General features: G+C 48.8%; 26 protein-coding genes and 1 riboswitch. Of the genes, 2 read left to right on the top strand and 24 right to left on the bottom strand.

Annotated features, from left to right (window positions below):
* Positions 1-33 precede the first annotated feature (33 nt).
* Positions 34-1,044, bottom strand: a complete 1,011-nt coding sequence (locus tag AC6RNO_RS02860) for a 2-oxoacid:acceptor oxidoreductase family protein (protein ID WP_474683140.1) — start codon at positions 1,042-1,044, stop codon at positions 34-36.
* 490 nt (positions 1,045-1,534) lie between these two features.
* Here AC6RNO_RS02860 and AC6RNO_RS02865 point away from each other — a divergent pair, with 490 nt between their 5' ends.
* Positions 1,535-2,782, top strand: coding sequence for an ATP-binding protein (locus AC6RNO_RS02865; protein ID WP_497104484.1), 1,248 nt, complete (start codon positions 1,535-1,537; stop codon positions 2,780-2,782).
* A gap of 87 nt (positions 2,783-2,869) precedes the next feature.
* A complete protein-coding gene (locus AC6RNO_RS02870; protein ID WP_474683143.1) occupies positions 2,870-3,268 on the top strand; it encodes a hypothetical protein in 399 nt (132 codons plus the stop codon).
* A 107-nt stretch (positions 3,269-3,375) separates the two neighbouring features.
* Here the strand turns inward: AC6RNO_RS02870 and AC6RNO_RS02875 are convergent, their stop codons facing one another.
* The 23 genes from AC6RNO_RS02875 to ymfI form a co-directional block, all read right to left on the bottom strand.
* Positions 3,376-4,179: a HoxN/HupN/NixA family nickel/cobalt transporter gene (locus AC6RNO_RS02875; RefSeq protein ID WP_474683144.1), complete on the bottom strand. Its 804-nt coding sequence runs from the start codon at positions 4,177-4,179 to the stop codon at positions 3,376-3,378.
* A 19-nt stretch (positions 4,180-4,198) separates the two neighbouring features.
* Positions 4,199-4,387, bottom strand: a riboswitch (cobalamin riboswitch).
* A 41-nt stretch (positions 4,388-4,428) separates the two neighbouring features.
* Positions 4,429-4,899, bottom strand: coding sequence for an arsenate reductase/protein-tyrosine-phosphatase family protein (locus tag AC6RNO_RS02880; RefSeq protein WP_497104487.1), 471 nt, complete (start codon positions 4,897-4,899; stop codon positions 4,429-4,431).
* Complete coding sequence (locus tag AC6RNO_RS02885; RefSeq protein WP_474683146.1) at positions 4,896-5,630, bottom strand: phosphonate ABC transporter ATP-binding protein; 735 nt, start codon at positions 5,628-5,630, stop codon at positions 4,896-4,898. The genes AC6RNO_RS02880 and AC6RNO_RS02885 overlap by 4 nt, the downstream gene beginning before the upstream one ends.
* A gap of 117 nt (positions 5,631-5,747) precedes the next feature.
* Positions 5,748-6,164 (bottom strand): YlbF/YmcA family competence regulator, encoded by a 417-nt coding sequence (locus AC6RNO_RS02890; protein ID WP_474683263.1) that lies wholly within the window; start codon positions 6,162-6,164, stop codon positions 5,748-5,750.
* A gap of 82 nt (positions 6,165-6,246) precedes the next feature.
* A complete protein-coding gene (gene miaB / locus AC6RNO_RS02895; protein WP_474683147.1) occupies positions 6,247-7,728 on the bottom strand; it encodes a tRNA (N6-isopentenyl adenosine(37)-C2)-methylthiotransferase MiaB in 1,482 nt (493 codons plus the stop codon).
* 159 nt (positions 7,729-7,887) lie between these two features.
* On the bottom strand, positions 7,888-8,460 hold the full coding sequence (gene pduL / locus AC6RNO_RS02900; protein ID WP_488437558.1) for a phosphate propanoyltransferase: 573 nt from the start codon (positions 8,458-8,460) through the stop codon (positions 7,888-7,890).
* 76 nt (positions 8,461-8,536) lie between these two features.
* Positions 8,537-9,403: a 2-oxoacid:ferredoxin oxidoreductase subunit beta gene (locus AC6RNO_RS02905; protein ID WP_474683149.1), complete on the bottom strand. Its 867-nt coding sequence runs from the start codon at positions 9,401-9,403 to the stop codon at positions 8,537-8,539.
* Positions 9,391-11,139: a 2-oxoacid:acceptor oxidoreductase subunit alpha gene (locus AC6RNO_RS02910; RefSeq protein ID WP_474683150.1), complete on the bottom strand. Its 1,749-nt coding sequence runs from the start codon at positions 11,137-11,139 to the stop codon at positions 9,391-9,393. The genes AC6RNO_RS02905 and AC6RNO_RS02910 overlap by 13 nt, the downstream gene beginning before the upstream one ends.
* A 196-nt stretch (positions 11,140-11,335) precedes the next feature.
* Positions 11,336-12,292, bottom strand: a complete 957-nt coding sequence (locus AC6RNO_RS02915; RefSeq protein WP_474683151.1) for a dipeptidase — start codon at positions 12,290-12,292, stop codon at positions 11,336-11,338.
* Positions 12,293-12,367: 75 nt separating this feature from the next.
* Positions 12,368-12,628 carry a stage V sporulation protein S gene (locus tag AC6RNO_RS02920; protein ID WP_005550495.1) on the bottom strand — a complete coding sequence of 87 codons (261 nt, stop codon included), beginning with the start codon at positions 12,626-12,628 and terminating at the stop codon, positions 12,368-12,370.
* Between the two features lie 114 nt (positions 12,629-12,742).
* Complete coding sequence (locus AC6RNO_RS02925) at positions 12,743-13,537, bottom strand: TIGR00282 family metallophosphoesterase (protein ID WP_497104493.1); 795 nt, start codon at positions 13,535-13,537, stop codon at positions 12,743-12,745.
* Positions 13,538-13,630: 93 nt separating this feature from the next.
* The gene (rny, locus tag AC6RNO_RS02930) at positions 13,631-15,172 is read right to left on the bottom strand and encodes a ribonuclease Y (protein WP_474683153.1); all 1,542 of its coding nucleotides are present in this window, start codon (positions 15,170-15,172) and stop codon (positions 13,631-13,633) included.
* Between the two features lie 389 nt (positions 15,173-15,561).
* On the bottom strand, positions 15,562-16,260 hold the full coding sequence (locus AC6RNO_RS02935; protein WP_474683154.1) for a regulatory protein RecX: 699 nt from the start codon (positions 16,258-16,260) through the stop codon (positions 15,562-15,564).
* A 70-nt stretch (positions 16,261-16,330) separates the two neighbouring features.
* The gene (gene recA / locus AC6RNO_RS02940) at positions 16,331-17,374 is read right to left on the bottom strand and encodes a recombinase RecA (protein ID WP_474683155.1); all 1,044 of its coding nucleotides are present in this window, start codon (positions 17,372-17,374) and stop codon (positions 16,331-16,333) included.
* A gap of 172 nt (positions 17,375-17,546) precedes the next feature.
* Entirely contained in the window at positions 17,547-18,797 is a 1,251-nt protein-coding gene (locus AC6RNO_RS02945; RefSeq protein ID WP_497104496.1) for a competence/damage-inducible protein A, read from the bottom strand.
* 37 nt (positions 18,798-18,834) lie between these two features.
* Complete coding sequence (gene pgsA, locus AC6RNO_RS02950) at positions 18,835-19,422, bottom strand: CDP-diacylglycerol--glycerol-3-phosphate 3-phosphatidyltransferase (RefSeq protein WP_474683157.1); 588 nt, start codon at positions 19,420-19,422, stop codon at positions 18,835-18,837.
* Positions 19,419-20,747 carry a 30S ribosomal protein S12 methylthiotransferase RimO gene (gene rimO, locus AC6RNO_RS02955; protein ID WP_474683158.1) on the bottom strand — a complete coding sequence of 443 codons (1,329 nt, stop codon included), beginning with the start codon at positions 20,745-20,747 and terminating at the stop codon, positions 19,419-19,421. The genes pgsA and rimO overlap by 4 nt, the downstream gene beginning before the upstream one ends.
* Positions 20,748-20,874: 127 nt before the next feature.
* On the bottom strand, positions 20,875-21,366 hold the full coding sequence (locus AC6RNO_RS02960) for a YajQ family cyclic di-GMP-binding protein (RefSeq protein ID WP_474683159.1): 492 nt from the start codon (positions 21,364-21,366) through the stop codon (positions 20,875-20,877).
* Between the two features lie 138 nt (positions 21,367-21,504).
* Positions 21,505-22,392 (bottom strand): helix-turn-helix domain-containing protein, encoded by an 888-nt coding sequence (locus AC6RNO_RS02965; RefSeq protein WP_474683160.1) that lies wholly within the window; start codon positions 22,390-22,392, stop codon positions 21,505-21,507.
* 48 nt (positions 22,393-22,440) lie between these two features.
* Entirely contained in the window at positions 22,441-23,184 is a 744-nt protein-coding gene (locus tag AC6RNO_RS02970; protein WP_474683264.1) for a DUF3388 domain-containing protein, read from the bottom strand.
* A gap of 126 nt (positions 23,185-23,310) precedes the next feature.
* Positions 23,311-24,141 carry a hypothetical protein gene (locus AC6RNO_RS02975; RefSeq protein ID WP_497104499.1) on the bottom strand — a complete coding sequence of 277 codons (831 nt, stop codon included), beginning with the start codon at positions 24,139-24,141 and terminating at the stop codon, positions 23,311-23,313.
* Between the two features lie 121 nt (positions 24,142-24,262).
* The gene (locus AC6RNO_RS02980) at positions 24,263-24,514 is read right to left on the bottom strand and encodes a DUF3243 domain-containing protein (protein ID WP_474683162.1); all 252 of its coding nucleotides are present in this window, start codon (positions 24,512-24,514) and stop codon (positions 24,263-24,265) included.
* Between the two features lie 126 nt (positions 24,515-24,640).
* Positions 24,641-25,390 carry an elongation factor P 5-aminopentanone reductase gene (ymfI, locus tag AC6RNO_RS02985; RefSeq protein WP_474683163.1) on the bottom strand — a complete coding sequence of 250 codons (750 nt, stop codon included), beginning with the start codon at positions 25,388-25,390 and terminating at the stop codon, positions 24,641-24,643.
* Positions 25,391-25,392: the final 2 nt, after the last annotated feature.

The raw sequence follows: 25,392 nt of genomic DNA on the forward strand, positions 1-25,392 counted from the left end.
ATGATCCTATAGCGGATGTTATGCCGTGCGCGGCTAGACGCCTGCGGCCAAATTGAACCGGTGCGGCATCCGGTGCGAATCCGCGTAGCCGTCCTCTTCTCTTTCGCTGGACAGCGCTTCGGTCGGACAAGCCTGTACACATTTCAGGCAGCCCTTGCAGTATTGATAGTCGATGCCCTGCAAAAACATTTGCGGACGGCCCTTTTTATCCGGAAGCTCATCCCATACGAAGCAGAAGTCCGGACATACGTTGTCGCAAGAAGCGCAGTGTATGCACTTGTCTTCGTGAAAATGCGGCATCATCCCCGCCCGGGAAATGCTGAGATCTTTCAGAATGCTGTTGCCCGGATTCGTAATCACGCCGCCGATCGGCTGCGTCGCATATCCGAGAACAGGCGTATCGAAGCGCACAAAGTCGGGCATCGTCTCCCCTTCGGGCAGCGCGTACGTTTGGAATTGCACTTCGTCGTAGCCGCGGTCAAAAGTGCGGATGGCCGGAGCTACCGCCTGCGGATACTTTTTCTCCAGCGATTTGCGGATGACGCCGCGCATCACTTCCGGGTCCAGAAAGTCGCAGAGGCGGAACAAGGCGCCAAGCATCGCCATGTTGACTCTGTTCTTCTCCTCCAGCGCGATGCCGATCGCATCGATAACCGCAATGGTGCCGCCTCTGAGCTTCATCTTTTCCTTGAGCTCATCTGGCGTTTTTGTCGAATTTACCAAAACCGTGCTGTCTTCATAAATTCCGCTGATAACGTTTACAGTTTTTGAAAGAGCTTCATGAAAAACACCGACTACATGCGGTCGTTCGACCGGAGACGTATCGCGAATATTCGTATTCATATCGCAAAAACGGATGTGTGCCTTTACGGCTGAACCCTTCTTCTCCGAACCGTATGAAGAAAAGCTGACACCGTTAAGCCCTACCCCTACTACTCCTGCTTCTGCGAGCATTTTACCGGCCAAGTTCGCACCGAGTCCGCCAATGGATTCCAGCCTAATCTCGAAAAAGCCGAGATCGTTCACTTTGGGTAAAGTTACCATTCCATGTCTCCTTTCAAAAATGTGCTGCGATTGAATTTTATGAATTGTTAATCTACTTTCATTGTAACAATAAATTTCCCGTAAGCAACAGTTTTTTACAATGACTAGGATTATAACAAGTAATCCATAATCAATCCGCACGAGCCCATATAAAAGCTCTCCTGTTTTTCATCCGCTTCATTCGGACTTTCCTCCGCACAACCGTCCATACACTGTTCGCAAACATCGACATATCCTTCGTCAAGCGGATCAAAGACAACTCCACAAACATGCGGGCAAGCCCTCATCCTTATCGCTCTCCGTTCTATCGCAGCTCATCATTTGAAAACGCTTTCTCTTATTATACAGCGATGCGCTGAAAATGTCTCACATCACTTTGTTAAATCTTTATCATTTGAAACGTATCCAACCTATTTGAAGTACTCGTAATTTGTGAGATAATGTAGAAAAAAACCATATTCTGTCGTACGTTTAGAAAGGACGGTTCGTATTGCTCCATTCCGTCATCACCCATGAACTTCATGGTCTTTTATACATGATGAGTGCGCTGTTGATCTACTTGGTTCTTACTCCTATATATGTATACAAAGAACAAAAGCGTAAAATTCTTTTCGTCCTCATCCTCTTCGTGCTCACCTATTTCTATTTGGGCTATGAAGATATAGAGCCGATTGTCTATACTTTGCATCTGATTCCCGTCTCACTTACGCTAGCGATCCTCTTCGAGGGATCCGTACCCGGCATTTTTACGTGGATCGCATTCAACTTCGGCAATCTGGTCATTTTGCAAAATGAACTGCTTCCCGTACTGCTCGGCAGCACCTTCATGCTCGCGGCGGGCCTCTATTTGAAGCGGAAGATGGTCGCCGACAGCTTCAAAGCCAAATTTATATTCGTATCCGTCCTGATGTTCGGTTACTTGGCGCTTTATTTGGCGGCAGGCCCCGCACTGCTTGACCAAAACTACGTGTATGCCGCTTACGCGGTATCGCTGTCCTTCGTTTCGAGCTGGTTCGTGACCTTTCTTTTTTTCCACGTCAAAAAGCAGGAGATCAATAAAGAGAAATTGCTGCATCTCGAAAAAGACCGCATGATCGGACAAATGGCCGCTTCGGTTTCCCATGAAATCCGCAATCCGCTGACGACGACCCGCGGCTTTTTGCAAATGATGGAACAGAAGGAATTTTCCGAGGAAGAGCGCAAACGCTTCATTTCGCTCGCTTTATCCGGCATCGATCAGGCCAATGCGATTATTAGCGACTATTTGCATTATGCGAAGCCGAACAGCAGTCAGCAGGAAAAGCTGAATATCAAGGAAGAGCTTGCTTCGATGCTCCGATTTATGAATCCGATCGCTGTTTCCAATCAAATAACGGTCGACATCTCGCATAGCAGCGAATCCCCTCTCTACGTATGGGGAGAATCGAAAAAATTGCGCCAGTGCCTGATGAATTTGATCAAAAATGCGATCGAATCCATGCCTGACGGCGGAACGCTTACCGTACATACGCACCTAACCGAATCTACCATTCATGTTTGGATATCCGATACCGGGGTCGGCATGAGCAAAACGCAAATCAATTCGTTAGGAATGCCGTTCTATACGACCAAAGCGGATGGAACCGGCCTGGGCCTCGTCGTTGTCATGAGCATCATAAAGTCGATGAACGGCAAAATTTCCTATTCCAGCAATCCGAATAAGGGCACCGTCTGTCTGATTCAATTTCAGGCCGGATAACGATTGATAAGCTTCCGTTAACAAGTCCGCCGGATTGTGGTATTCTGATAGAATAGCGATCAGCAGAATAGCGAAGGAGGCTGTCCCATGAATCCGGATTTTATTCAGATCAAATCGCTTGAGGGCGATCTTAAGATGTCCCACAAAAAGAAGGATTACGGGCTGACGGTTTCCACGAGAGAACTGGTCCTTCATAAGCCGCACGTGAATTATTACTTCAAGCTTGAAGATATGATCAGCATCGTGCCCTATGACGTGGGAGCTATGAAAGCAATCACTTTTGTCAATGCGCGATCCAAGAATCAGGAGTCCGCTTCACTCACTCCCGGTTCGGAGCACTTTAGAATTTATGTTCACAAAGCGACCGTTCATAACAGAAGCGGAATTTTCCTTCTGGGACCTACGGATGTTATCATTCCGATTCATAAGAGTATGCTTCAGGCGATATCCGAGTGCGTGCAGAACGCCGGGTTAACAGCACTGTAAATACTCATGCATGCGAAAAAGGCAAAAAAGGCATCTTCCCCTCATCCGGTAGGGTAAAGATGCCTTTTCGTCAACAGCGGTTTCCGCGGAACGTTCCGCAGCCGTCGCTAACTGAGCGAACGCGATTCCTGTTTGGCACGTATCGTGACGAACACGAAGCAAAGCAGTAAAAATACAAAGATGCCGATGCCGACGATTTCGAAATCGAGTTCGGCCCACGGATTGAAAAACGTAAAAGCTTCGTAGAACGAAACCCCGTAAGCAAGAATGACGATCACCCATCCGATCAGCCTTGAAGCCGACTGCCCCAGCTTTCCGGAATGATGAATCATCCGGTAAGCAATCAGCGAATCCAGCGTATCGGTCAGCATCATCCCGAACATAAACACAAGCCCCAAAATAACGGGCATGTATTCGATTTTATTGCTTGCGGCAATCGCCCAAACAGACGTTTGGCTAATCGTTTCGGCAGCCAATGCGAAAATCGCGCCTACCAAAATAATTAAAAAAGGATTGGTTGTCCCTTTGGCGACTTTATCGATAAATTTCCCTTTGTATCCTTTAATTTGAAAGCTCTCGTTTTTGTATTTCGAACGCAGAAGATTATAAATATTGATCGTTCCAATGAGGAAAAGCGACAATATCGAAATCCATGTTGCGAAAGTATCGAAGTAATCGGGAAACTCAAAATCTTTGATGAACATCCCCAAAACAATCGCCATACTGGCCACTACCGCCCCATGGCCAAAAGAAAACAAAGTGCCTACCCAGCGGGCGATCGGGCTTCCCATCCGCCAATTATAGCGGGTTTGTCCGTCAATAAAAGCCAAATGATCCGCGTCCAAGCCATGACGCAATCCCAAAGCAAAAACAAGAAAAATAAGCGATACGGTTGACAATGTACTCACCATTCCTTTTCTCCGAAGGCATTTTAAGGTGTACGGATAGGTAGGTCTTCTGGCTCCCGGATCAATGCCTCTCTTCAGTCTTCCCCAGCATGCGGCTGAGTGACGTTATTGAAGAAGGCTCCCCGGTTACAGCGGCGGGACCGCTCGGGAGTTGCACCCGATTCCCTGTTACCCCTTGCTTGGCAAGGGCACCTGGCCGTAAACGTATTTGGTTGTAAAAAACGCGCAATTTTCAGGACGTCCGAGGCTAGGCTATATGCCTTCCCTGCTTCGGATAAAAGCGAGAAGGCGCTCGCAGCTGCTGTCGACCATCTCGTACACTTCTTCAAAATTGCCTGTGTAGTATGGGTCGGGGACGTTGCCGCCGCCCTTATCCGGGGCAAATTCCAACAGTTTATGAATGGAGGCGCTATGTGCATCCGGAGCAAACGATTTTAAATTCGTTATGTTGCTGTCATCCATGGCAATGATATATGTAAACTGTTCAAAATCGCCTGCCTTCACTTGCCTGGCAGTCAGTCCGTGATGATCGATGCGGTGACGGTCCAAAATTCGTTTCGTTCCCTGATGCGGCCGCTCTCCGGTGTGCCAGTCCCCCGTGCCCGCGGAATCAACAACGATACGCCCATCCAGGCCGGCCTGCTTCACTTTATGGCGAAAAACAGCCTCAGCCATAGGCGAGCGGCAAATATTGCCCAAGCATACGAATAGCACTTGAATCATGGCGCACCGAAAATAAGCTGTTTTTCTCGCATCGTAAGCCCTCTGGCAGGGATGTCAAGTACGATTTTGCCTTCCGCCAATCCCCAAATCCGCGTTGCGTACCGCTCCGCGAGCTCGACCTGGTGCAGCGCGGCGATGACCGTCAAATTGCTTTCCTTGCATAAGGATCGCAAGTCGTTCATGATGTATTCCGTCGCTTTCGGATCCAGGCCCGACACCGGCTCGTCGGCGACCAGCACTTTAGGTCCATGGATGAGCGCTTTCGCGATCGCAACCCTTTGCTGCTCGCCGCCGCTTAATTGGCTAATTTTTTTATCGCCTTTGTCGAGCAAGCCTACTTTTTCCAAATAGTCCATCCCGATAACATGCTCATCGCGTGAAACGGCTCCCGTTAAAATACGGATCGGCGTTTGATAAAATTTCCCCATCATGACATTCTTGATAGCGCTTTTATTTCTATTCAACGCCGGCTTTTCCTCAAGAAAAGCGAAATCTTTGCCGAGCTTCCATCGATCCAACAGCCCGGGCGTCGTAATATCGTTCGACTGGTAGATGAGCTGGCCGGACGTCCATTTTTCCTGGTGGCTGATGCAGCGCAGCAGCGTCGTTTTCCCGCTGCCGCTCCCTCCCACCACTGCGATGAATTCCCCTTCATCGACGCGAAAGCTGATCTGAGACAGCACTTTATTGTCCGGCGGATAAACTTTGCTTAAATTTCGTACCGTGATCATGACACCGTCTCCTTAACATTGTGCTCAACATGAACTTGAACCCGTAAGCTATTGGCAAAAATCGCCCATCTAGCGGCATCTGGCCTGACAAGAGGGCGATTTTCGGTTTCATTCACTTTATTCGCTGCAGCTGCTCGGACTCGACGCTTGGCCCGCTTCCACATTGATTTTATCCGAAATCGTATCGCGGACGACCGACATGACAAGCTGAAGCAAATAGTTAATGTCTTCCTGAGACTGTTTAAATTCGCTCACGATAGGAATCCCGTCCAGCTCATCCTGCAATTCATCGATCTCTTTCTCGATTTTATCCACCATTTTGGCGTTTTGAAACTTCTCGAAAGCGACGATTTCCTTTTGCTTTTTCTTGATTCCACTGATCAGCTTTTGAATATGCTCATTACCGGAAATTTTTTTCTCCGCTTGCTGGTAAAACTGCACCTCGTTCGAAGTCGTCAGCAGTTCCGCAAGCTCTTTCGCTTTGGCCAAAATATCCTCACGAACAATTAATTCCGTATTCGTATAATGCTCCATTTCAAACGCATGGGGATGATGGTGACTATGTTCCGACACGACTGCACGCTCCAATCTTCAACCTCACTATTGACAAATCATTTTATATGGACATCTTTAGCGGCGCTTCCACGATTTCGCCTTTCAGCACCCAAGTCTGCGCATGAGTGATTCGGACATGAATCAATTTACCGTACAAATCCTTAGATCCCGTAAAATGAATCAGCTTATTGGTCCGGGTGCGTCCGGCAAGGACGTCCGGGTTGTTCTTGCTCTCCCCTTCGACCAATACTTCCACAATTTCACCCTGCAGCTTCTCGTTGCTTAATTTGCTGTATGTGTTAAGCAATTCGTTCAGGCGGTACAAGCGCTGTTTCTTAACGTCCATTGGCACGTTATCTTCCATGCCCGCCGCCGGCGTACCTTCGCGAGGCGAGTAGATAAATGTGAACGCGGAGTCAAACTCCACTTCCTTTACCAAGGAAAGCGTATCCTCAAACTGCTCGTCCGTTTCGCCGGGGAAACCGACGATAATATCCGTCGTCAATACGGCACCCGGTATCGCCGTTTTAATTTTGCGAACCAGTTCCAAATATTGTTCCCGGGAATACTTGCGGCTCATTTTTTTCAAAACTTCCGTATTCCCCGATTGGACAGGCAAATGAATGTGCTCGGCCAAATTGCCGCCTGTGCCCAACACTTCCACCAAATGATCGTCAAAATCCCGGGGATGCGAAGTCGTGAATCGAATCCGCGGCACGTCGATCTTCCGGATATCGTTCATCAAATCGGCAAACGAATACGACATATCCTCGAAATCTTTGCCGTATGCGTTCACATTTTGACCGAGCAGCGTGATCTCCTGAAAACCGAGACGTGCCAGATCCCTCACCTCGGCAAGGACGTCCTGCGGCTTTCTGCTTCTCTCTTTACCGCGTGTATAAGGAACGATGCAGTACGTGCAAAACTTGTCGCAGCCATACATAATATTCACCCAAGCCCGGATTCCTTCCCGCTTCTTGGGCAAATTCTCGACGATGTCGCCTTCCTTGGACCAAACCTCGACAACCATTTCTTTGTTGAAAAAAGCGTCCCTCAGCAAAGTCGGCAGGCGATGAATATTGTGCGTGCCAAAAATCAGATCGACAAAAGCGTGCTTTTGCATAATCCGGTTGACAACCGCTTCCTCTTGAGACATGCAGCCGCATACGCCAAGAACAAGTCCCGGCTTCTCAGCCTTAAGAGCTTTCAAGTGCCCAAGCTCGCCGAACACTTTGTCTTCCGCGTTCTCTCTGATCGCGCAGGTGTTGAGCAAAATAACATCGGCCTGGTACTTGTCTTCGGTAGATTGGTAGCCCATTTGCTCCAGCATGCCCTTCATCACTTCGGTATCATGCTCGTTCATCTGACAGCCAAAGGTGCGAATCAAATAAAATTTATTTGTGCCGAACTCCTGCATCTCCTCAGGAATGGTGAAATCATAATGAACGGCGATCTCTTCTTTTCCGCGCTTCTTGGCATCTGTCAATGAAGGAGGCTGAAAATATTGGGAATAATCCTTGACGGATTTCGCATTGTTAGCCATTTTCCTTACTTCCTCCTAAGAGCTCCCCTAGTGGAAAGCTTTCTTCGTAAGCTTGCACTGCACATGCTCTATAAATGTAAACATGTAGATATTATTATACCATTATAGATGTGCATAGACAAAAGGAAAATGGCGTATTCGTGAAAATGACGAATTTTCCTAATTCAGCAGTTCCGCAAAATCGCCGGTCTTGACGCCCGATGCATTTCCTTCGTCCGTGTCAATATGCATATCGAGCGCAAATTGGTCGGAAACTCTGGCAATGACGTCTTCGAATATTAAAGGGCGCTCCCCGTTCATTTTGACGCGCAGCAATTGCTTGTCCGCGATGCCCCATTTTTCCGCATCTGACGTATGTAAATGAATATGTCTCGCAGCTACGATGACACCGCGTTCCAGATCGACTTCTCCCTGCGGTCCTACAACTTTCAGACCCGGAGTTCCTTCAATATTTCCCGACTCGCGCACTGGAGGGTTGACTCCCAGAGAGAACGCATCCGTACGCGATACTTCGATTTGAGTTTGGCTGCGCGCCGGACCCAAAATGCGCACTTTATCGAATTTCCCCTTCGGACCGATCACCGCAACGGTCTCTTCCGCCGCGTACTGTCCGGGCTGGGATAAAGGTTTCATGCTTGTAAGCTGGTAGCCTTGTCCGAACAAAAGTTCGATATGCTCTTGGGATAAATGAATATGGCGAGCCGAAATGCCTACGGGAACTAATTTACTCATCGAAATCGTCCTCTCTGTTTACCGCCCAATAAAAAGGACACACGGAGGATCCCCGTATGCCCTTAAGGTGCAGTTGTTATTTAAATTCTGCAAGCAGCTTTTCGAATTCCGCTTCGGAAATCTTCATATTCTGTTTCGCAAGACCTTCCTGCGGGAAGTTTGGAACCATATCTTCATAGCTCTTTTTAGCTGTGTTCTGATATATTATACCAGTCAACATGCTGTGTGTTTCCATGATTTTTGTCATAGCCATAACGCGGTTCGTCGGATCGTAGTCCGGAATTTCGTCCAGGTCTACGATGTTTTCTTTGAACCAGTCATAAGTATTTACTTTATTGAACGTTACGCAAGGGCTGAATACGTTAATCAAAGAGAAGCCTTTGTGATTCAATCCCGCTTCAATAACGGCAGTCAACTGTTTCAAGTTGCTGGAGAACGATTGCGCTACGAATGTCGCTCCGGCAGCCATCGCTACTTCAAGCGGAGACAGCGCGGACTCAATGGAACCTTGAGGCGTGCTTTTCGTTTTGAAGCCTTCGGCGCTTCGCGGCGAAGTTTGGCCTTTGGTCAAGCCGTAGATTTGGTTGTCCATGACGATGTAAGTAAGGTCGATGTTACGACGGATAGCATGTACGGTATGTCCCATACCGATTGCGAAGCCGTCCCCATCGCCGCCCGAAGCGATAACCGTCAGATCGCGGTTCGCCATTTTTACGCCCTGCGCGATTGGCAGGGAACGTCCGTGAATACCGTGGAAACCGTATGCGTTGATGTAACCGGAAATACGTCCGGAGCATCCGATACCCGAAACAATCGCCAAGTTTTCCGGCTCTAAGCCTACGTTAGCCGCCGCTCTTTGAATCGCCGCCTGTACGGAGAAATCTCCGCATCCCGGACACCAGTTTGGCTTTACATTGTTGCGAAAATCTTTTAACGTTGCCATGCGAGGGTCAACTCCTTACATTTTTGTTCAATTTCGGCCGGCAAGAACGGATTGCCGTTATATTTAAGAACGTTTTTAATTTTATCGGCGTAACCGACATGCAGCTTGATTTGATCTGCCAATTGACCTGTCGCGTTGTTTTCTACGACGATAACGGTTTTTGCTTTCTCGAGATAAGGAGCAAGCTCAGCCGCAGGGAACGGATGAAGCAGACGAACCGTAGCATGGTTGGATGTGATGCCCTCTTTGGCAATACGGCTTCTTGCTTCGTCGATCGTACCGCCTGTGGAACCCATGCCGATAATCAGCAGGTCCGGATTCTCGTGCGGAGCATCGACTTTGATCGCGTCCGTTACTTGAATGTTTTTCAGCTTCCCAAGACGCTTATCCATCATTTTTTGACGGTTGTCGGTGCTTTCCGAAGGGCGGCCCGTTTGATCGTGCTCAACCCCTGTAACGTGGTGAAGACCGTGTTTCGTTCCTGGAAACACACGCGGCGAAATGCCGTCAGCGGTAAATTCATAGCGTTTGAACAATTGATTTGCTTCAACCTCAGGAGCATCGGTAACAAGATTTCCGCGATCGATCACGATGCGGTTGTAATCCAACTGCTCGGCGGACTGCTTGCCCAAGGACAATTGCAGGTCCGTTACCAGAATGACCGGGCATTGGTATTTCTCAGCCAGGTTGAAAGCTTCAATCGTATCATAGAAGCATTCTTCGATCGTGCTTGGAGACAGCACAATTTTCGGAATTTCGCCGTGAGTTCCGTAAATCATAGCGTTGATATCGGATTGCTCTTGTTTCGTAGGCAGACCCGTACTTGGACCGCCGCGCTGCGTATCTACGATAACGACAGGCGTTTCGGTCATGCCGGCAAGACCGATTGCTTCCATCATCAAGGAAAGACCGGGACCTGCGGACGCAGTCAGAGCGCGCACGCCGCCGAAGTTGGCGCCGATAGCCATCGTACAAGCTGCGATCTCGTCTTCGGTTTGAATGACGGTACCGCCGAATTTAGGCAGCGCTTTAATCAAGTACTCCATAACTTCCGAAGCAGGCGTAATCGGGTATGCAGGCATAAACCGGCATCCGGCTGCCACAGCTCCGAGCGCGATAGCGTCGTTGCCGATCATGAACAGCTTTTGCTTGCCGTCCGCAGGCTCCAATTGGAACTCTGGAAGCGGGCCCCCTGCCAGTTGAAGAACGGATTCAGCGCCTTTGCGGACAGCTTCAATGTTCTTCTCGACTACAGCAGCTCCCTTACGGCCAAATTCTTCCTCAACCGCTTTATTAAACACATCGAGCGGCAATCCCAACAATGCCCAGGATGCGCCGGATGCAGCCATGTTCTTGAACAGGGATGTTCCCAGCTCTTCCGCAATTGCAGTGATCGGAACAGGGAACAAACGAGCGTTAATTCCTTCCGGTAAAACCGGGTTGAATTTGGCATCCGCCACGATTACTCCGTTGTCACGAAGCTCGTGTGCGTTGAAATCGATACTTTCTTGGTCAAAAGCGACCAGAATATCCAAATCGTCCGAAATTGCGCGAATCGGCTTGGTGCTGATGCGAATCTTGTTATTTGTATGTCCCCCCTTAATCCGCGAAGAGAAATGACGGTACCCATACAAATAGTAACCGAGACGGTTCAACGCTGTAGAGAAGATGCGGTCTGTACTTTCGACCCCTTCCCCCTGCTGACCTCCGATTTTCCAAGATAACTGACTAATCACCGTGCGTCCACTCCTTTTGATTGTAGCTGCATGAAGACAACAAAGGGTAATACATCATTAAAAGTTGAATAATGCTATAAAAAAAATCTTTCAGTTGTCAACCAAATTTTATGCCTTTGTAAAGGAAAAAGCAAGTGGTTTGAACAAATCTAAAACATAGAGTTTTTAGATGAAATCCATATCAATAATAGAACGTTTATTTCGCCGAGCCAGGCAGGTTCGAAACCAGGAAATTCCGCCAATTCCCATACAAAAACCGCTCGACTTGAGCCGCGTTATAGGTTTTGCATAAAGCTTCAATTATATTTTCATATTTGCCTGCGTGCTCCAATCCGGAAACCCATTGTTCAATACCGTCGAAGTCCGAGCCGAAGCCAACGTGCCGTTCGCCGCCAAGGGAACAAATATGGTCGATGTGCATCAAAAGCTGGCTAATCGTCACTGGCGAACGTTCATTCACAAAATAGGGTACAAACGTAACCCCGATTTGTCCTTTCTTTTGAATGATGGCGGTGATTTGATCGTCTGATAAATTTCTTGGATGGGGACAAAGCTTGACAACATTGGAATGAGAAGCTATGAAGGGCTTCCCGTACAGTTCAGCCAATTCCCAAAAGCCTTTTACCGACAAGTGGGATACATCAGCTATTATGTCCATTGTTTCTAATTCTTTGAGCATCGTTTTTCCTCTCCACGTAAATCCGCCTTTGCGCGGCTCCATCACCCCATCTGCCGCCCAGTTTGCATAATTCCATGTAAAACCGATACTTCTTACGCCCAAATGATACAAAATACGCAGGTATGTCATATTGCCATGCAGCGCATCCAAACCTTCCAGCGTTAAAATTGCCCCGATCCGGTTGCCCTGTTCCACTTCCAGCAAATCATTAACGTTGTTAATAAATTTCATTTGCGGGTTGTCGGCAATTTTTTTGTGAAACAGGTCGACCATCTGCAAAACATGATCAAATGTAGGGTGCTTGATTTTATCCGTCATATACATGGCAAAGCACTGGATCTTGACTCCGGCTTTCAAGAGCCGCGGATAACTGACGTCCAGTTCCCTCTCTTCTTTGAAAAAATCGAGCTTCGGGTTCAAAAACAGCTTCGTAATTGCGTCGCAATGGCCGTCGATAATTCTCACCGTTCTCATCCTCCTTCGTTTGTAAACATAAAAAAACCTGTCTACGATGTAAACAGGCGTTGGTTTGTATGTAATGAAACGATTTTACCGAGGCTCTACAATCAATTTGATGGCTGTCCGATCTTCCCCGTCGATCACGATATCAGTGAATGCTGGAACACAGATTAAGTCAACCCCACTAGGCGCAACAAATCCTCTTGCGATAGCTACAGCTTTAATGGCCTGGTTGAGCGCGCCTGCGCCAATAGCCTGAAGCTCCGCCGCTCCACGCTCGCGTAACACGCCAGCCAATGCACCTGCTACGGAGTTTGGATTGGATTTTGCTGAAACTTTTAATACTTCCATGAAAAGTACCTCCTCGGGAATGATGGATAGATTCCAGTAACCATCATATTCTAGAGGTTCTCTAAAAATTCCTCCTGCTGTAGACGGAACTTTCGAAAGATTTAGAATTTTTCGTCAATCTAAGAAAATTTGATCTTCGTCATAGCGGATAAGCTGAATACCGTTAGCAAGTCCGGTTTGATCGTTGAGTTCGATAACGACGGCATGGAAATGCCACTTTCCTTCATCCGTCACAAACCGAACGGGAAGCTGCGTTTTAAACTTTTGCAGAACAGCGTTACGTTCCATACCTAATATACCGTCCCGCGGGCCAACCATGCCGACGTCCGTCACATAAGCGGTCCCTTGCGGAAGGACACGGTTATCGTTCGTTTGCACATGCGTGTGGGTCCCGACTACAGCGGATACCCGGCCATCCAGGTGCCAGCCCATCGCAATTTTCTCCGAAGTAGCTTCCGCGTGAAAATCGACAAAAATAAATTTATGTTTCTTTTTGCTCTTTTCAATAATTTCATCGACTTTGCGAAACGGACAATCGATGGGCGGCAGAAACGTTCTTCCTTGAAGGTTGATAATAAGCAGTTCCTGATCCTTCACCTTGATCACCGTATGCCCCCGACCGGGCGTTCCGGGCGGAAAATTAGCCGGTCTGACCATTTTTTCATCCCGGTCGATGAAATCGAACACTTCCTTCTGATCCCAGGTGTGGTTGCCCATCGTAAGCGCCTGAATGCCCAGCTCATACATATCTTTGGCGATAGCCGCCGTAATCCCTTTGCCTGCGGCCGCGTTCTCTCCATTCGCTATAAACACTGCGTTCGGATGTGCGCTTTTCAGTCTCGGCATAACCGCCTTGATCGCTTTTCTTCCAACAGATCCAACGATATCTCCTATGAATACAATTTTCATATCCGTTCTCCTCTTGTGCTCAATAAAATAAGAAAAACCTCTAGGGAGTCGTTCAAAGATGAGCGATCCCGATAGAGGTATGTTAACCCAATATTATTTTGCGTACTCCACAGCTCTCGTTTCACGAATAACCGTAACCTTGATATGACCCGGATAATCGAGTTCACCCTCGATTTTCTTCGTAATATCGCGGGCTAAGCGGAACGCTTCGGTATCATCCACTTTTTCCGGTTGAACCATTACGCGCACTTCACGGCCTGCTTGAATCGCGTATGATTTCTCAACGCCTTCAAACGACTCGGAAATTTCTTCGAGCTTCTCCAACCTCTTGATGTACGTCTCCAGCGTCTCTCTGCGCGCCCCCGGTCTTGCCGCAGACAACGCATCCGCCGCTCCGACCAGCATGGCAATGACGGAAGTAGCTTCCACATCGCCATGGTGGGATGCGATACTATTGATAACAACTGGATGTTCTTTGTATTTCTTCCCGATTTCCACGCCGATCTCAACATGAGATCCTTCGACCTCATGATCAAGCGCTTTACCGATGTCATGAAGCAGCCCGGCACGTTTCGCCAAAGTTACGTCTTCCCCGAGCTCTCCAGCCATCAGACCGGCCAGATAAGCTACTTCCATTGAATGTTTCAGCACGTTTTGGCCGTAACTTGTTCTGAATTTCAGTCGACCCAAAATTTTGATCAAGTCCGGATGCAGTCCGTGGACACCTACTTCAAACGTTGCCTGCTCTCCGTATTCACGAATGCGCTCGTCCACTTCTTTGCGCGACTTCTCCACCATCTCTTCGATGCGTGCCGGATGAATACGTCCGTCTGCAACTAATTTTTCCAAAGATGTGCGGGCAATCTCGCGGCGAATTGGATCAAAACCCGATAAAATGACCGCTTCCGGCGTATCGTCTATGATGAGGTCAATACCCGTCAATGTTTCGAGAGCGCGAATATTACGGCCTTCACGTCCGATGATGCGGCCTTTCATTTCTTCATTCGGCAAAGTAACAACGGAAACCGTCGTCTCCGCCACATGATCGGCAGCGCACCTTTGAATGGCGAGCGTAATGATTTCTCTAGCTTTCTTATCGCCGTCTTCTTTGGCTTGCTGTTCGATTTCTTTAATCAATTGCGCCGTTTCATGGCGGACTTCCTGCTCTACGTTGGTGAGAATGATGGTCTTCGCTTCTTCCATAGTGAGACCGGAAATTCGCTCCAGTTCGGCGACCTGGCTTCTATAAAGCTGATCGATTTGTCCTTGCGTATCCTCGATTCGCTTCTCCTTGTTGGCTACTTGCTCTTCTTTACGCTCGAGAGATTCTAATTTTTTATCCAGCGATTCCTCTTTTTGCAACAATCGTCTCTCTTGTCGTTGTATTTCGTTTCGACGTTCACGAATGTCTTTTTCAGCTTCGGACCGCAACTTATGCACTTCGTCCTTCGCTTCCAGAACCGTTTCTTTTTTCAGCGCTTCCGCTTCCTTCTTAGCAGCTTCCCGAATTTGTTCTGCCGCTTGTTCGGCGCTGGAAATTTTCGCTTCTGCAAGAGATTTGCGGATAAAATAACCAATCCCTAAGCATGCAGCTCCAACAAAGAGAACGATCGCGATCCAGATGAAAGGCTCCATCTTGTTCACCTCCTCGTTGGTTTCTCCAAGGTGTTAGCTTGGGATTCCTTCGGTTTTTTAATCCGATTTTTAATTGTTAGGCAAAGTACGTACACCCCATACTCCCTGAAAAGCATGGCTCAAAAGTAATGCGCACTGTGTGTATGCGGCACATTAGTGCTCATCATTCATAACCAACAGCGTATAAATTGGCGATTTCTACAGCTGCTGCATCAAAACCAAACAATTTCTTATGATTTTGAATCCTTATGAAAATATACAATAGTTATTGTATCTTTTGTCAAAGAAGCTTGTCAAGCGATTGTCCATTAAAGCTTACATAATCCTGTTTGATATAAGGAAACCGAGATATCTTTTTAACTACATTAACCATGCGATCATTCATGCAGCTAAATATCTTCCTCCCATACTTCATATTCTTCTTCCTCCGTCTCCTCCTCATGATGATTTTGTGAGAGCACGGCCAGCGTCCTGCTGACGATCGAATTCGTAAAGCCTCTGCGCAGCAAGTAAGCTCCCGTCTTCCTTTTGCGGTCCAATAGCGTGCCTGATGTTTGCTTCCATTTATTTTGCCCGAGCTTCAGAGCCCCCTGGAGTTCCTCATCCGGATCGATAGCCTCCATAGCGTCCTTGACCAATTCTTTGCTGACTCCTTTTTGCTGGAGCTCCTGACGAACGAGATTGCGTCCCTTTTTCTGTGAATAGATCCGATGTTCCGTCCACATTTTGGCGAACTCTTCATCATTTATATAATTTTGCTGCTTTAGAAGCTCGCACGTCCATTCAATCACGGCCTGTTCAATGCCCTGCTCTTTCAGCTTGCGCTTCACTTCACTGGTGGAATGCGGACGTCTGCCTATCATGCGCAGCGCTTTCATATAGGCCTGGTTCCGCTCCTCGTCCTCAAGAATCGAGGCCGTTTGCTCGGGATGAATCGGCTCTCCTTTGAGAAGGCGATGCTTGATCATGATGTCCTCATGAACTGAGAACGCATATTCATCGTTAATAAAAATATTGTATCGATGCCTGCTCCGCTTCTGCTTCTCCACCATTGTAATTATAAATAGCTGCTGTTCCCCGCCGTTCAACTTTTAACCCCCTGACTAAAAACGAAAGCACCTTAACGCGAGGTTAAAGGTGCTGCCGTTAAACGCTTCATTATTCGAATGCCAATTCGGCTTCTTCCTCTTCATCATCTTCGTTGGGCCCGGTCACTTTAATCAAGTTGCTGTTATCCCGGATTTTCAACTCAATGCTGTCGGCAATGGCTTTGTTCTCCTTGAGGAACTGCTTCGCATTCTCGCGTCCCTGGCCAAGTCTTTCACCCTCAAAAGAGTACCAAGCTCCGCTTTTGTTAACGATATCCATTTCCGTTCCGATATCGATAATGCTGCCCTCGCGGGAAATGCCTTCACCGTACATAATATCAATCTCCGCTTGTTTGAACGGCGGAGCCACTTTGTTCTTAACCACTTTGACCTTGGTCCGGTTGCCGACCATGTCGTTGCCTTGTTTGATCGTCTCAATGCGGCGAACATCCAGACGAACGGAAGAGTAGAACTTGAGTGCGCGCCCGCCCGGAGTCGTTTCCGGGTTCCCGAACATAACCCCCACCTTCTCGCGAAGTTGGTTAATGAAGATCGCGATCACCTTCGACTTGTTAATGGCGCCAGACAGCTTGCGAAGCGCCTGGGACATCAAACGGGCTTGAAGCCCTACGTGAGAGTCGCCCATCTCGCCTTCGATCTCGGCTTTAGGCACGAGAGCGGCTACGGAGTCAATGACGATGATGTCTACGGCGCCGCTGCGCACCAGCGCTTCGGCGATTTCCAAAGCCTGTTCGCCCGTATCCGGCTGGGAGAGCAGCAGTTCATCTATGTTGATGCCTAATTTGCTTGCATACAGTGGGTCCAAAGCGTGCTCGGCGTCGATGAACGCTGCTTGTCCGCCGACCTTTTGCACTTCGGCGATAGCGTGCAGAGCAACCGTCGTTTTACCGGAAGATTCGGGTCCGTACACTTCGATAATTCTTCCGCGCGGAAATCCGCCGATTCCGAGTGCGATATCAAGAGCAAGCGATCCGCTCGAGATCGTCTCGACCTGCATATGTGTGGATTCTCCGAGCTTCATGATGGAGCCTTTTCCGAATTGTTTTTCGATTTGACGCAATGCATTTTCAAGTGCGGCGCGACGATCTGTCAAAACACTCACTTCCTTTTATCATTATAGGTATATGATAACTTGTTTTGGAGTGTTTGCCAAGCATTTTTTCGAACATACATTCGTTTTTTCTGCGAGCAAACAAAAAACCGCAACAAAGTTATCGCTTTGCTACGGTTCTTCCGTTAACGTATTCTTACATTATACGCGAAACCTAGCTCTCTTTCAACAGTTTCCATAAGTGGTAAAACGCGCTCTTCGCCGCCCTCAGCTTGATCATTTCCCGATTGCCGGAAAGCTTGAGCGGAACGACCTGGGTTTCGCCTCCCTTGCGGGCCACGCCTACGTAGACGAGCCCAACGGGCTTGCCTTCGGAAGGGGAGGGCCCGGCAACTCCGGTAACCGCCACTCCCCAATCGCTGCCTGCCGCATCGAGCAGATTACGGGCTAACAAAGAAGCCGTTTCTTCGCTTACAGCGCCGGGAGCGCCGTCGCCCTCCAGCACCTCCACCGGCACGCCCAGCAGCTTGTGCTTGAGCTCATTGGAGTAGCAGATGATGCCGCCCATGAACGATTGCGAGCTGCCCGGCACAGCCGTAATCAGGTCGCTCAGCAAGCCTCCTGTGCAGCTCTCCGCTACGGCAAGCGTCATTTTTTTCTCGCCCAGCATCCGCAGAACGACCGCCTCAAGCGGCACATCCTCCTCGGCGTAAATGAACTGCCCCAACCGATGCCTGATCTCCCGTTCGACAGCCTGAAGCTTGCGCTCGCCTTCCGCCGCTTCCTGCGCCCGGGTCGTCAGGCGGATCGTCACTTCCCCTTCTTTGGCATAAGGGGCGATCGTCGGGTCCGTCTGATTGGCGATCAAATCAAGCAGTTGGTGTTCCAGGTTCGACTCCCCGATCCCGGCAAAGCGGAGCATTTTGGAATACAAAGGCACTTCGTCCGTCATGACGTTCCTAAGCCAGGCTGCGGCGTAGTTCGAGAACATCGGCTTCATTTCTTTCGGAGGGCCGGGCAGCAGGATGAAATGCGTGCCTTCGTGCGTCAGCGCGACACCGACTGCGAGCCCGGCATCGTTCTGCAGCGGATCGCTGCCCTCCGGCATGAGCGCTTGTCTGCGGTTGCTCTCAACCATCGGTATTCCCCTGGAAGCGAACATCTCCGATATTTTATTCATGGAAGGTTCATGAAGAATAAGCTTACGTCCTATGTATGCGGCCAGAACATCCTTGGTCAGGTCGTCCTGGGTCGGGCCCAGTCCGCCCGTACAGATAACGACATCAGCCCGCGAAGACGCCAGCTTGAGCGTATCCAGCAATCTCTGTTCGTTATCGCCGACGACCGTTTGATAATAAATATCGATCCCCAAGCCGGCGCATTCGGTAGACAAAAATTGGGCGTTCGTATTGACGATTTGCCCCAGCAAAAGCTCGGTTCCAACAGCTACGATTTCAGCTTTCATAAGCCATCCTCCCAAATGGAAAAAACAATAGGTTCCCCTATTGCGTCTTTTCCGAAAAGTCTATGACATGTTTGTTCTTGACAAAATATTCAATGCCGGAGTACAGCGTAATGATCGCTGCAACCCAACTGGCAATCACATCAAAGGGGAAATCCAAAAACGTGAATGGAAAATTGTTGATAAGCAAAGCAATAATGGCCGTGATTTGCGCAGCCGTCTTGGCTTTCCCCCATTTGCTGGCCGCCATCACCGTTCCTTCCAAAAGCGCAATCTGGCGAAGGCCAGTAACTGCCCATTCGCGGCTGATGATCACGATGACGATCCAGGCGTCCACCTTGCCCATTTCGACCAAAGAGACGAGCACCGCTGTGACCAGAAGCTTATCCGCGAGCGGATCGAGCAGCTTGCCCAGATTGGTGACCAGCTTGCGCTTTCGGGCTATATAACCGTCCAGGCTGTCCGTGCTTGCCGCAATAATGAAGATCAGAGCGGCAATAATCTGATTGTAGGTAATGCTGAATTCCTCAATCCGAATATGCGGAAACTTCACCTTGATCAGCAAAAAAAACATGATGATCGGAACTAGTAATATCCTCGCCACAGTGATGCGATTGGCCAGGTTCATGCAATAACCTCCCCGGACAAATCAAACTCAAAGGAATGCGTAATACGAACCTTGGTCATTTCTCCGATGTTCAGTTTAGCATTGGCAACGAAAACCTCGCCATCAATTTCAGGAGCGTCAAATTGCGAACGGCCTACATAGACATCGCTTCTGCCGTCGTAACGCTCGATCAGCACTTCAAGCTCTTGACCGATCCGGCGTCCGCCGCGGAGATTCGATATTTCGCGCTGAATTTCCATCAGCGTATTCGCACGATATTCTTTCACATCATCAGGCACTTGATCCGGCAACCGGGATGCAGGCGTATCTTCTTCCTTGGAATACGCGAACACGCCGAGCCGGTCGAATTCCATCTCGCGGACAAACTGCTTCAGGTTCTCAAAATCCTCATCCGTTTCCCCCGGGAATCCGACGATTAGAGAAGTCCGCAGCGCCACGTCCGGGATGCGCGCGCGGATTTTGCGCACCAGCTCGCGGGTATCCTTTTGGCGGCCCGGTCTGCGCATCCGTTTCAAAATCGAGTCCTCGCTGTGCTGCAGAGGCATATCGATATATTTGCACACTTTGGGATTGCTTGCAATCGTTTCAATCAGTTCATCCGTAAAAAATCCGGGATACGCGTAGTGCAGGCGCACCCATTCGATGCCGGGTACTTCGCTCACTTTGTCCAGCAGCGCAGGCAGCATAAAACCATCGTACAAATCCGTACCGTAGTTGGTCGAATCCTGGGCGATGAGGCTGATTTCTTTAACTCCCTGGGAAGCCAGTTGGGCTACTTCGGCGAGGATCGATTCGATGCTTCGGCTGCGGAACTTGCCGCGCATGATCGGGATGCTGCAAAACGTACAGGCGTTATCGCAGCCTTCCGCAATTTTCACATAAGCGGTGTATCGGGGGGTCGTCACTTGTCTTGGCAAATCGGCATCATAGTTGAAAACGGGATTGCCGACCATAATGGGCTTCTTACCGCGGAGCGCTTCGTCTACAATGTGATTGATTTTATCGAAATCGCCTGTGCCGACGATGCCGTCAATCTCCGGCATTTCTTCCATCAGTTCTTTTTTGTACCGCTGCGTCAAGCATCCCGAAACAATCAAAGCCTTCAACTTGGCGGTCTGTTTCAACTCGGCCATATCGAGAATCGTATTGACCGATTCTTCCTTCGCCGCATCGATAAAACCGCATGTATTGACGATAATCACCGTGGCTTCTTCCTTGTTATCAACGAGTTGAAAACCGCGGCCGTGAATTAATCCAGCCATAATCTCGGAGTCGACCAAATTTTTCTCGCAGCCGAGTGTCACTACTTTAACCTTTTCCGTCATGAAAGAAACAACCTCCAGATAGTCCTAACCATTCTTTACAAGTATAATACATGCCCCATAGGGTGTCAAAAAAACAAAACCCCCTTGCAAGGGGGGCGTTCCGAGGCTGCGCCGAGCACGCGCACGTCTATTTGAGATTCACGAATTGCAGATCGAGCGGAATCTCCGCCTTGCGCAGCAGCGCTATGACGGCCTGCAAATCGTCTTTGCTTTTTCCCGTGACCCGGATTTGGTCGCCCTGAATTTGGCTTTTTACCTTCAGCTTGGAGTCGCGGATCAAAATGTTGATTTTTTTGGCGTTCTCCTGATCGACCCCCTGCTTCAGGCTGATGCGCTGCCTTACAGTTGAAGACGCCGCAGGCTCGACTTTGCTGTAATCGAGGTTTTTGATCGAAATACCGCGCTTCGTCATTTTAGCATGTAAAATATCCAGCACGTTCTGAAGCTTGAATTCGTCGTCCGAAACGACGACAAGCTGGTCTTTCTCCAGCTTAATGCTGCTCTTGCTGTTTTTAAAGTCAAAGCGGGTTCCGATTTCTTTCTCCGCTTGCTGAATTGCGTTGTTAAGCTCCTGCATGTCCACCTTGGACACGATATCGAATGAACTTTCCGAACTCATACCTGCAACATCCTTTCCATGAAATTACATAAGCATTATAGCAAGAAGCGGTATAAAAAGAAACATCCTTCAGCCGATTGGGCAAAGGATGCTCGCGTTGGATTCATTACCCGGGAAAGCGCAGGAAGCGGCAAAAAGCTAGCTTTTTTGCAGGTTGAGCTGCACTCTCTTCGGATTCGGCGTATCGCCTACAGGGATAACGGTTCCATTCACGGTCAGCTCGACGGCGCTCGCGGCTCCGATATTCAAATAGGCGGAACTGTCGATTTCAAAGGAATCGGTGTCGTTATTGTTGTAGGTTTTTTGTCTAAGCATGTCTCTTTTGCTGCCGTCGGTGAGCGCATCGACGCGAATCCAGCACTGCGCGCCGGTGATTTTCAATTGGATGTTCAGCTTGGGGCTGTTCGTGATCGTATAGTTGTCTACGCCCTTCTCGTTGCTGCTGAATTTGACTTGGGCGACTGCCGGCGGAGTCTGAACAGGCGTGGGCGTAGGCGTGGCAATCGTCTGTACGGGAGTGTTCGCCGCGGCATTGGCGCCTGTGCCTCCGGACTTCGTTCCGGCTGTCGGATCGGAAGAATCCGTAATTCTCGGCGATTGTGTCTGAGCCGGATTGTTTTCCGTAGGCGTTGTTTTATGATTCTTATAGGTGTAATAATAGACAATCCCGGAAATCAAAATGATAAAGCTGACAAACATAACGCTGGACGCCCAGCGGCTGATCTTCTCCGTTTGGCGAACATTGGAACGTCTTTTCCGTATCGTATCGACAACAGGCGGTTCGGATTCAGGGGAGGGATTTGTAGTCTGGTACATCTTCAGCACTTCGTTCGGGTCAAGTCCGACCGCTTCCGCGTAGCTCTTAATAAAAGCGCGAACATAGAAGCTGCCGGGCAGTACTTTGTAATTGCCCTCTTCAATCGCTTCCAAATAGCGCTTGCGTATTTTGGTAACTTCCTGTAAATCATCCAAAGATATTTTTCTGTCCATGCGCGCTTTGCGCAAAATAAATCCTAGATCGGACACAAGTTCACCTCCCCGTAACTGTTGTATGTATGTTTGACGTTCATTCCGCTAAAAAGGTTCTATATTGTAGGTAAAGGAATCATAGTTAATCTCTTCGTCAGGACTGTTGCGAAGCTCGATAATATAGTCAAAGTGATTATAAGTATATTCGGATTCTTTGATAAATATATCCGGGTGTTCAATGACTTTCGTCGAGGGCATCGCCATAATTTCCTGCAGCAGACTGTAGTGCTTTTCATTGGAACGGATCGTGGATACGATTCCGTCAATAATAAAGACGTTGTTCGGCGTCATTTCATCTTCGGAAAGCTGGCTGCGGACCGTCTGCCTAAGCAGCGTGGAAGACACGAAAGTCCAGCGCTTGTTGGAGCATACGCTTCCGGCGATGATCGATTCGGTTTTGCCGACCCGGGGCATGCCGCGAAGACCGACCACCTGGTTGCCTTCTCTTTTGAAAATTTCGCCGAGAAAGTCGACCAGCAGCCCTAATTCGTCGCGTGTAAAGCGAAAAGTCTTGCGGTCGTCGGAATCTCTCTCGATATAGCGGCCGTGCCGAACCGCCAAAATATCAACGAGCTTCGGCGGCCGCAGCGCCGTAATAGTAATATTATCTACTTTTTTCAACATTTTACCCATCAAATCGATTTTCTCTTCATCGTTCGTTTGCAGCAACATGCCGCGGGTTCTGTCTTCAACACCGTTAATGGTAACGATATTAATATCCAGCATCCCCATCAAGGATGCAATATCGCCCAGCAAACCGGGACGGTTCTTATGAATCTTATACTCCATATACCACTCTTTGACGTCCAATCGTTCCACCTCATCACAAAGTCAGTAACAAATCGTTACTCCGTTAAAATATATTTCTACAATATTCGATAAAATCCTTCTAAATACCTGAATGAATATAATTTTTCATTTCATCTTTAGTTCTTTAAGCTCTTGTTGATTATATACAATGGTTCCATTTTTCCAAGTTCGTTGGGTCATCGCCGCCAAACGGTCAGCCATGATCACATCCCAATTCAGCTCGATTGACCAAGCATTCGTTAAATCCATCACTTGAACTTGCGATCCGATCGATTTAGCTTTTTGCACAAAAGTTTGATCCACCGGTGTGTAAAAAACGACCCAATTGGAGCCGTGATGCCTGACTTGATAGGATAACTGCTGATACCATTGCTCATTGTTGTCAAGCAGCACGATATGGTCCGCTTCTTCCGAAGGCGCCCATTCCGAAGGAATCGGACTGTCGGCGCGCGTTACCCATTCGATCGACGAACGCTGCAAGAGCAGATCGTTAACCCATTTATTTTTGAGTGAATCCACTTGATTCGGATCGACGGTCAATAGCGCAGCTTTGTCGGAACTGACGCCCGAAGCGCCACCGACGAACAGATTGTCTTGGAGCAGCGTCCATTTGCCGGACAATTTGCTTGGATCCATAACAGCAGGCGCCGTTGCGATCAAATCGTTTCCGGCTACATATATGTAATCATAAGTCCTTGATTTCAATTTATTAACGACTTGATCATCCAATGCCGGCAAATCTTTGACCCACTCAAAAGCGATGCCATTCGTTTCTCTCCATTGCAAAAGCGCGGCGCCGATCGATTGCTTGGCGGCATCCGATAAGCTTGTGCCCGTAAGCATAAGCACGGACAGCTTCTTGTCCAAAAGCTCCTGCTTAATGACGGGCATTCCCCGGTTTCCGCAGCCGGTCAGCCATACACACAGCATAATCATACATAAAGCATACCTTCGAAGTAACATACGCTAACGGTCCTTTCTTATCAATAAAGCATGCAAAAGCCTCCGAAGCGGGAGGCTTTCACACGGTGCATCCTATTGAATTGTAAATCGGTTGTTAGCCTTTGTCCACTAGTTTTACCATGAGGCGGGCAAGCGTGCGTTTTTCCTCTTCGTTCCCCGCATCCCACAGCTCTTTCAACACGCGTTCTTGCGTATTTTCCGGATCAATTTTGTTGGACAGAAACTCGCCGATTTGAAAAGCAAGCTTGCTGATGGTCTCTTCGCTCATCCCCGCATGCTCGGCCTGGTTTACGCGTTCAGCCAAAAATTCTTTCCACTTATCAAATACTTTAAGTACAGTAGCCATGTTTTGAGAGCCTCCTTTTATCGATGAGAATAGGTCATTACAAGAAGTAATATGCCTTTCTCCTCAAGGAAATATACGCGAGGCTCCGGGCGCGTCCGAATGGTAAAAAGATGATGAATAAGTGCGTTACGTCAGCCAGCCGCCGTTGGGACTAATGATCTGTCCTGTAATGTACCCGGACTCGGGGAGTGCCAAAAAGTACACCAGAGAAGCGATCTCGCCCGGAAGCGCGAACCTTCCGGCGGGAATTTCGCTTTCCAGCGCCGCCTTCTCTTCGGCTTGAAAGCCGGACATCATGACCGTGTCTACGGCCCCGGGAGCAACCGCGTTCACCGTAATGCCGGAAGGAGCCAGCTCCTTGGCCAGCGCCTTCGTAAAAGCGTTCATCCCGCCTTTGGCCGTAGAATACACGACCTCGCACGAAGCTCCCGATATCCCCCAAATGGACGAAACGTTAATGATCCGGCCGTATTTTTGCCGGATCATCGACTGCATGAACGACTGCGTGCACAGGAACGCGCCCTTCAAGTTAGTGTCCATGATCATATCCCAGTCTGCTTCGCTAATATCGGAAAGCAGCCCGTAATGAGCGATTCCGGCATTGTTTACGACAATATCGGGAACCATCTCCCGCCGATCCAGCTTTTCTTTCATTTTCGAGATTTGATCTTTGGAGCGAATATCGGCTGATATTGTCAGCACTTTAGCCCCGTGTTTCATGCACGTTCTTGCGACTTCGTTCGCCGCTTCATGCGACTCTTTGTAATGGATGACGACATTCATCCCTACCGATGCGAAGCGTTCGGCGATCGCCGCGCCGATGCCTCTGCTCGCTCCGGTAATCAAAACCGTTTGTTCGGTGAACGGTTTTGCCATGT

Source organism: Paenibacillus sp. sgz302190, from assembly GCF_059820445.1.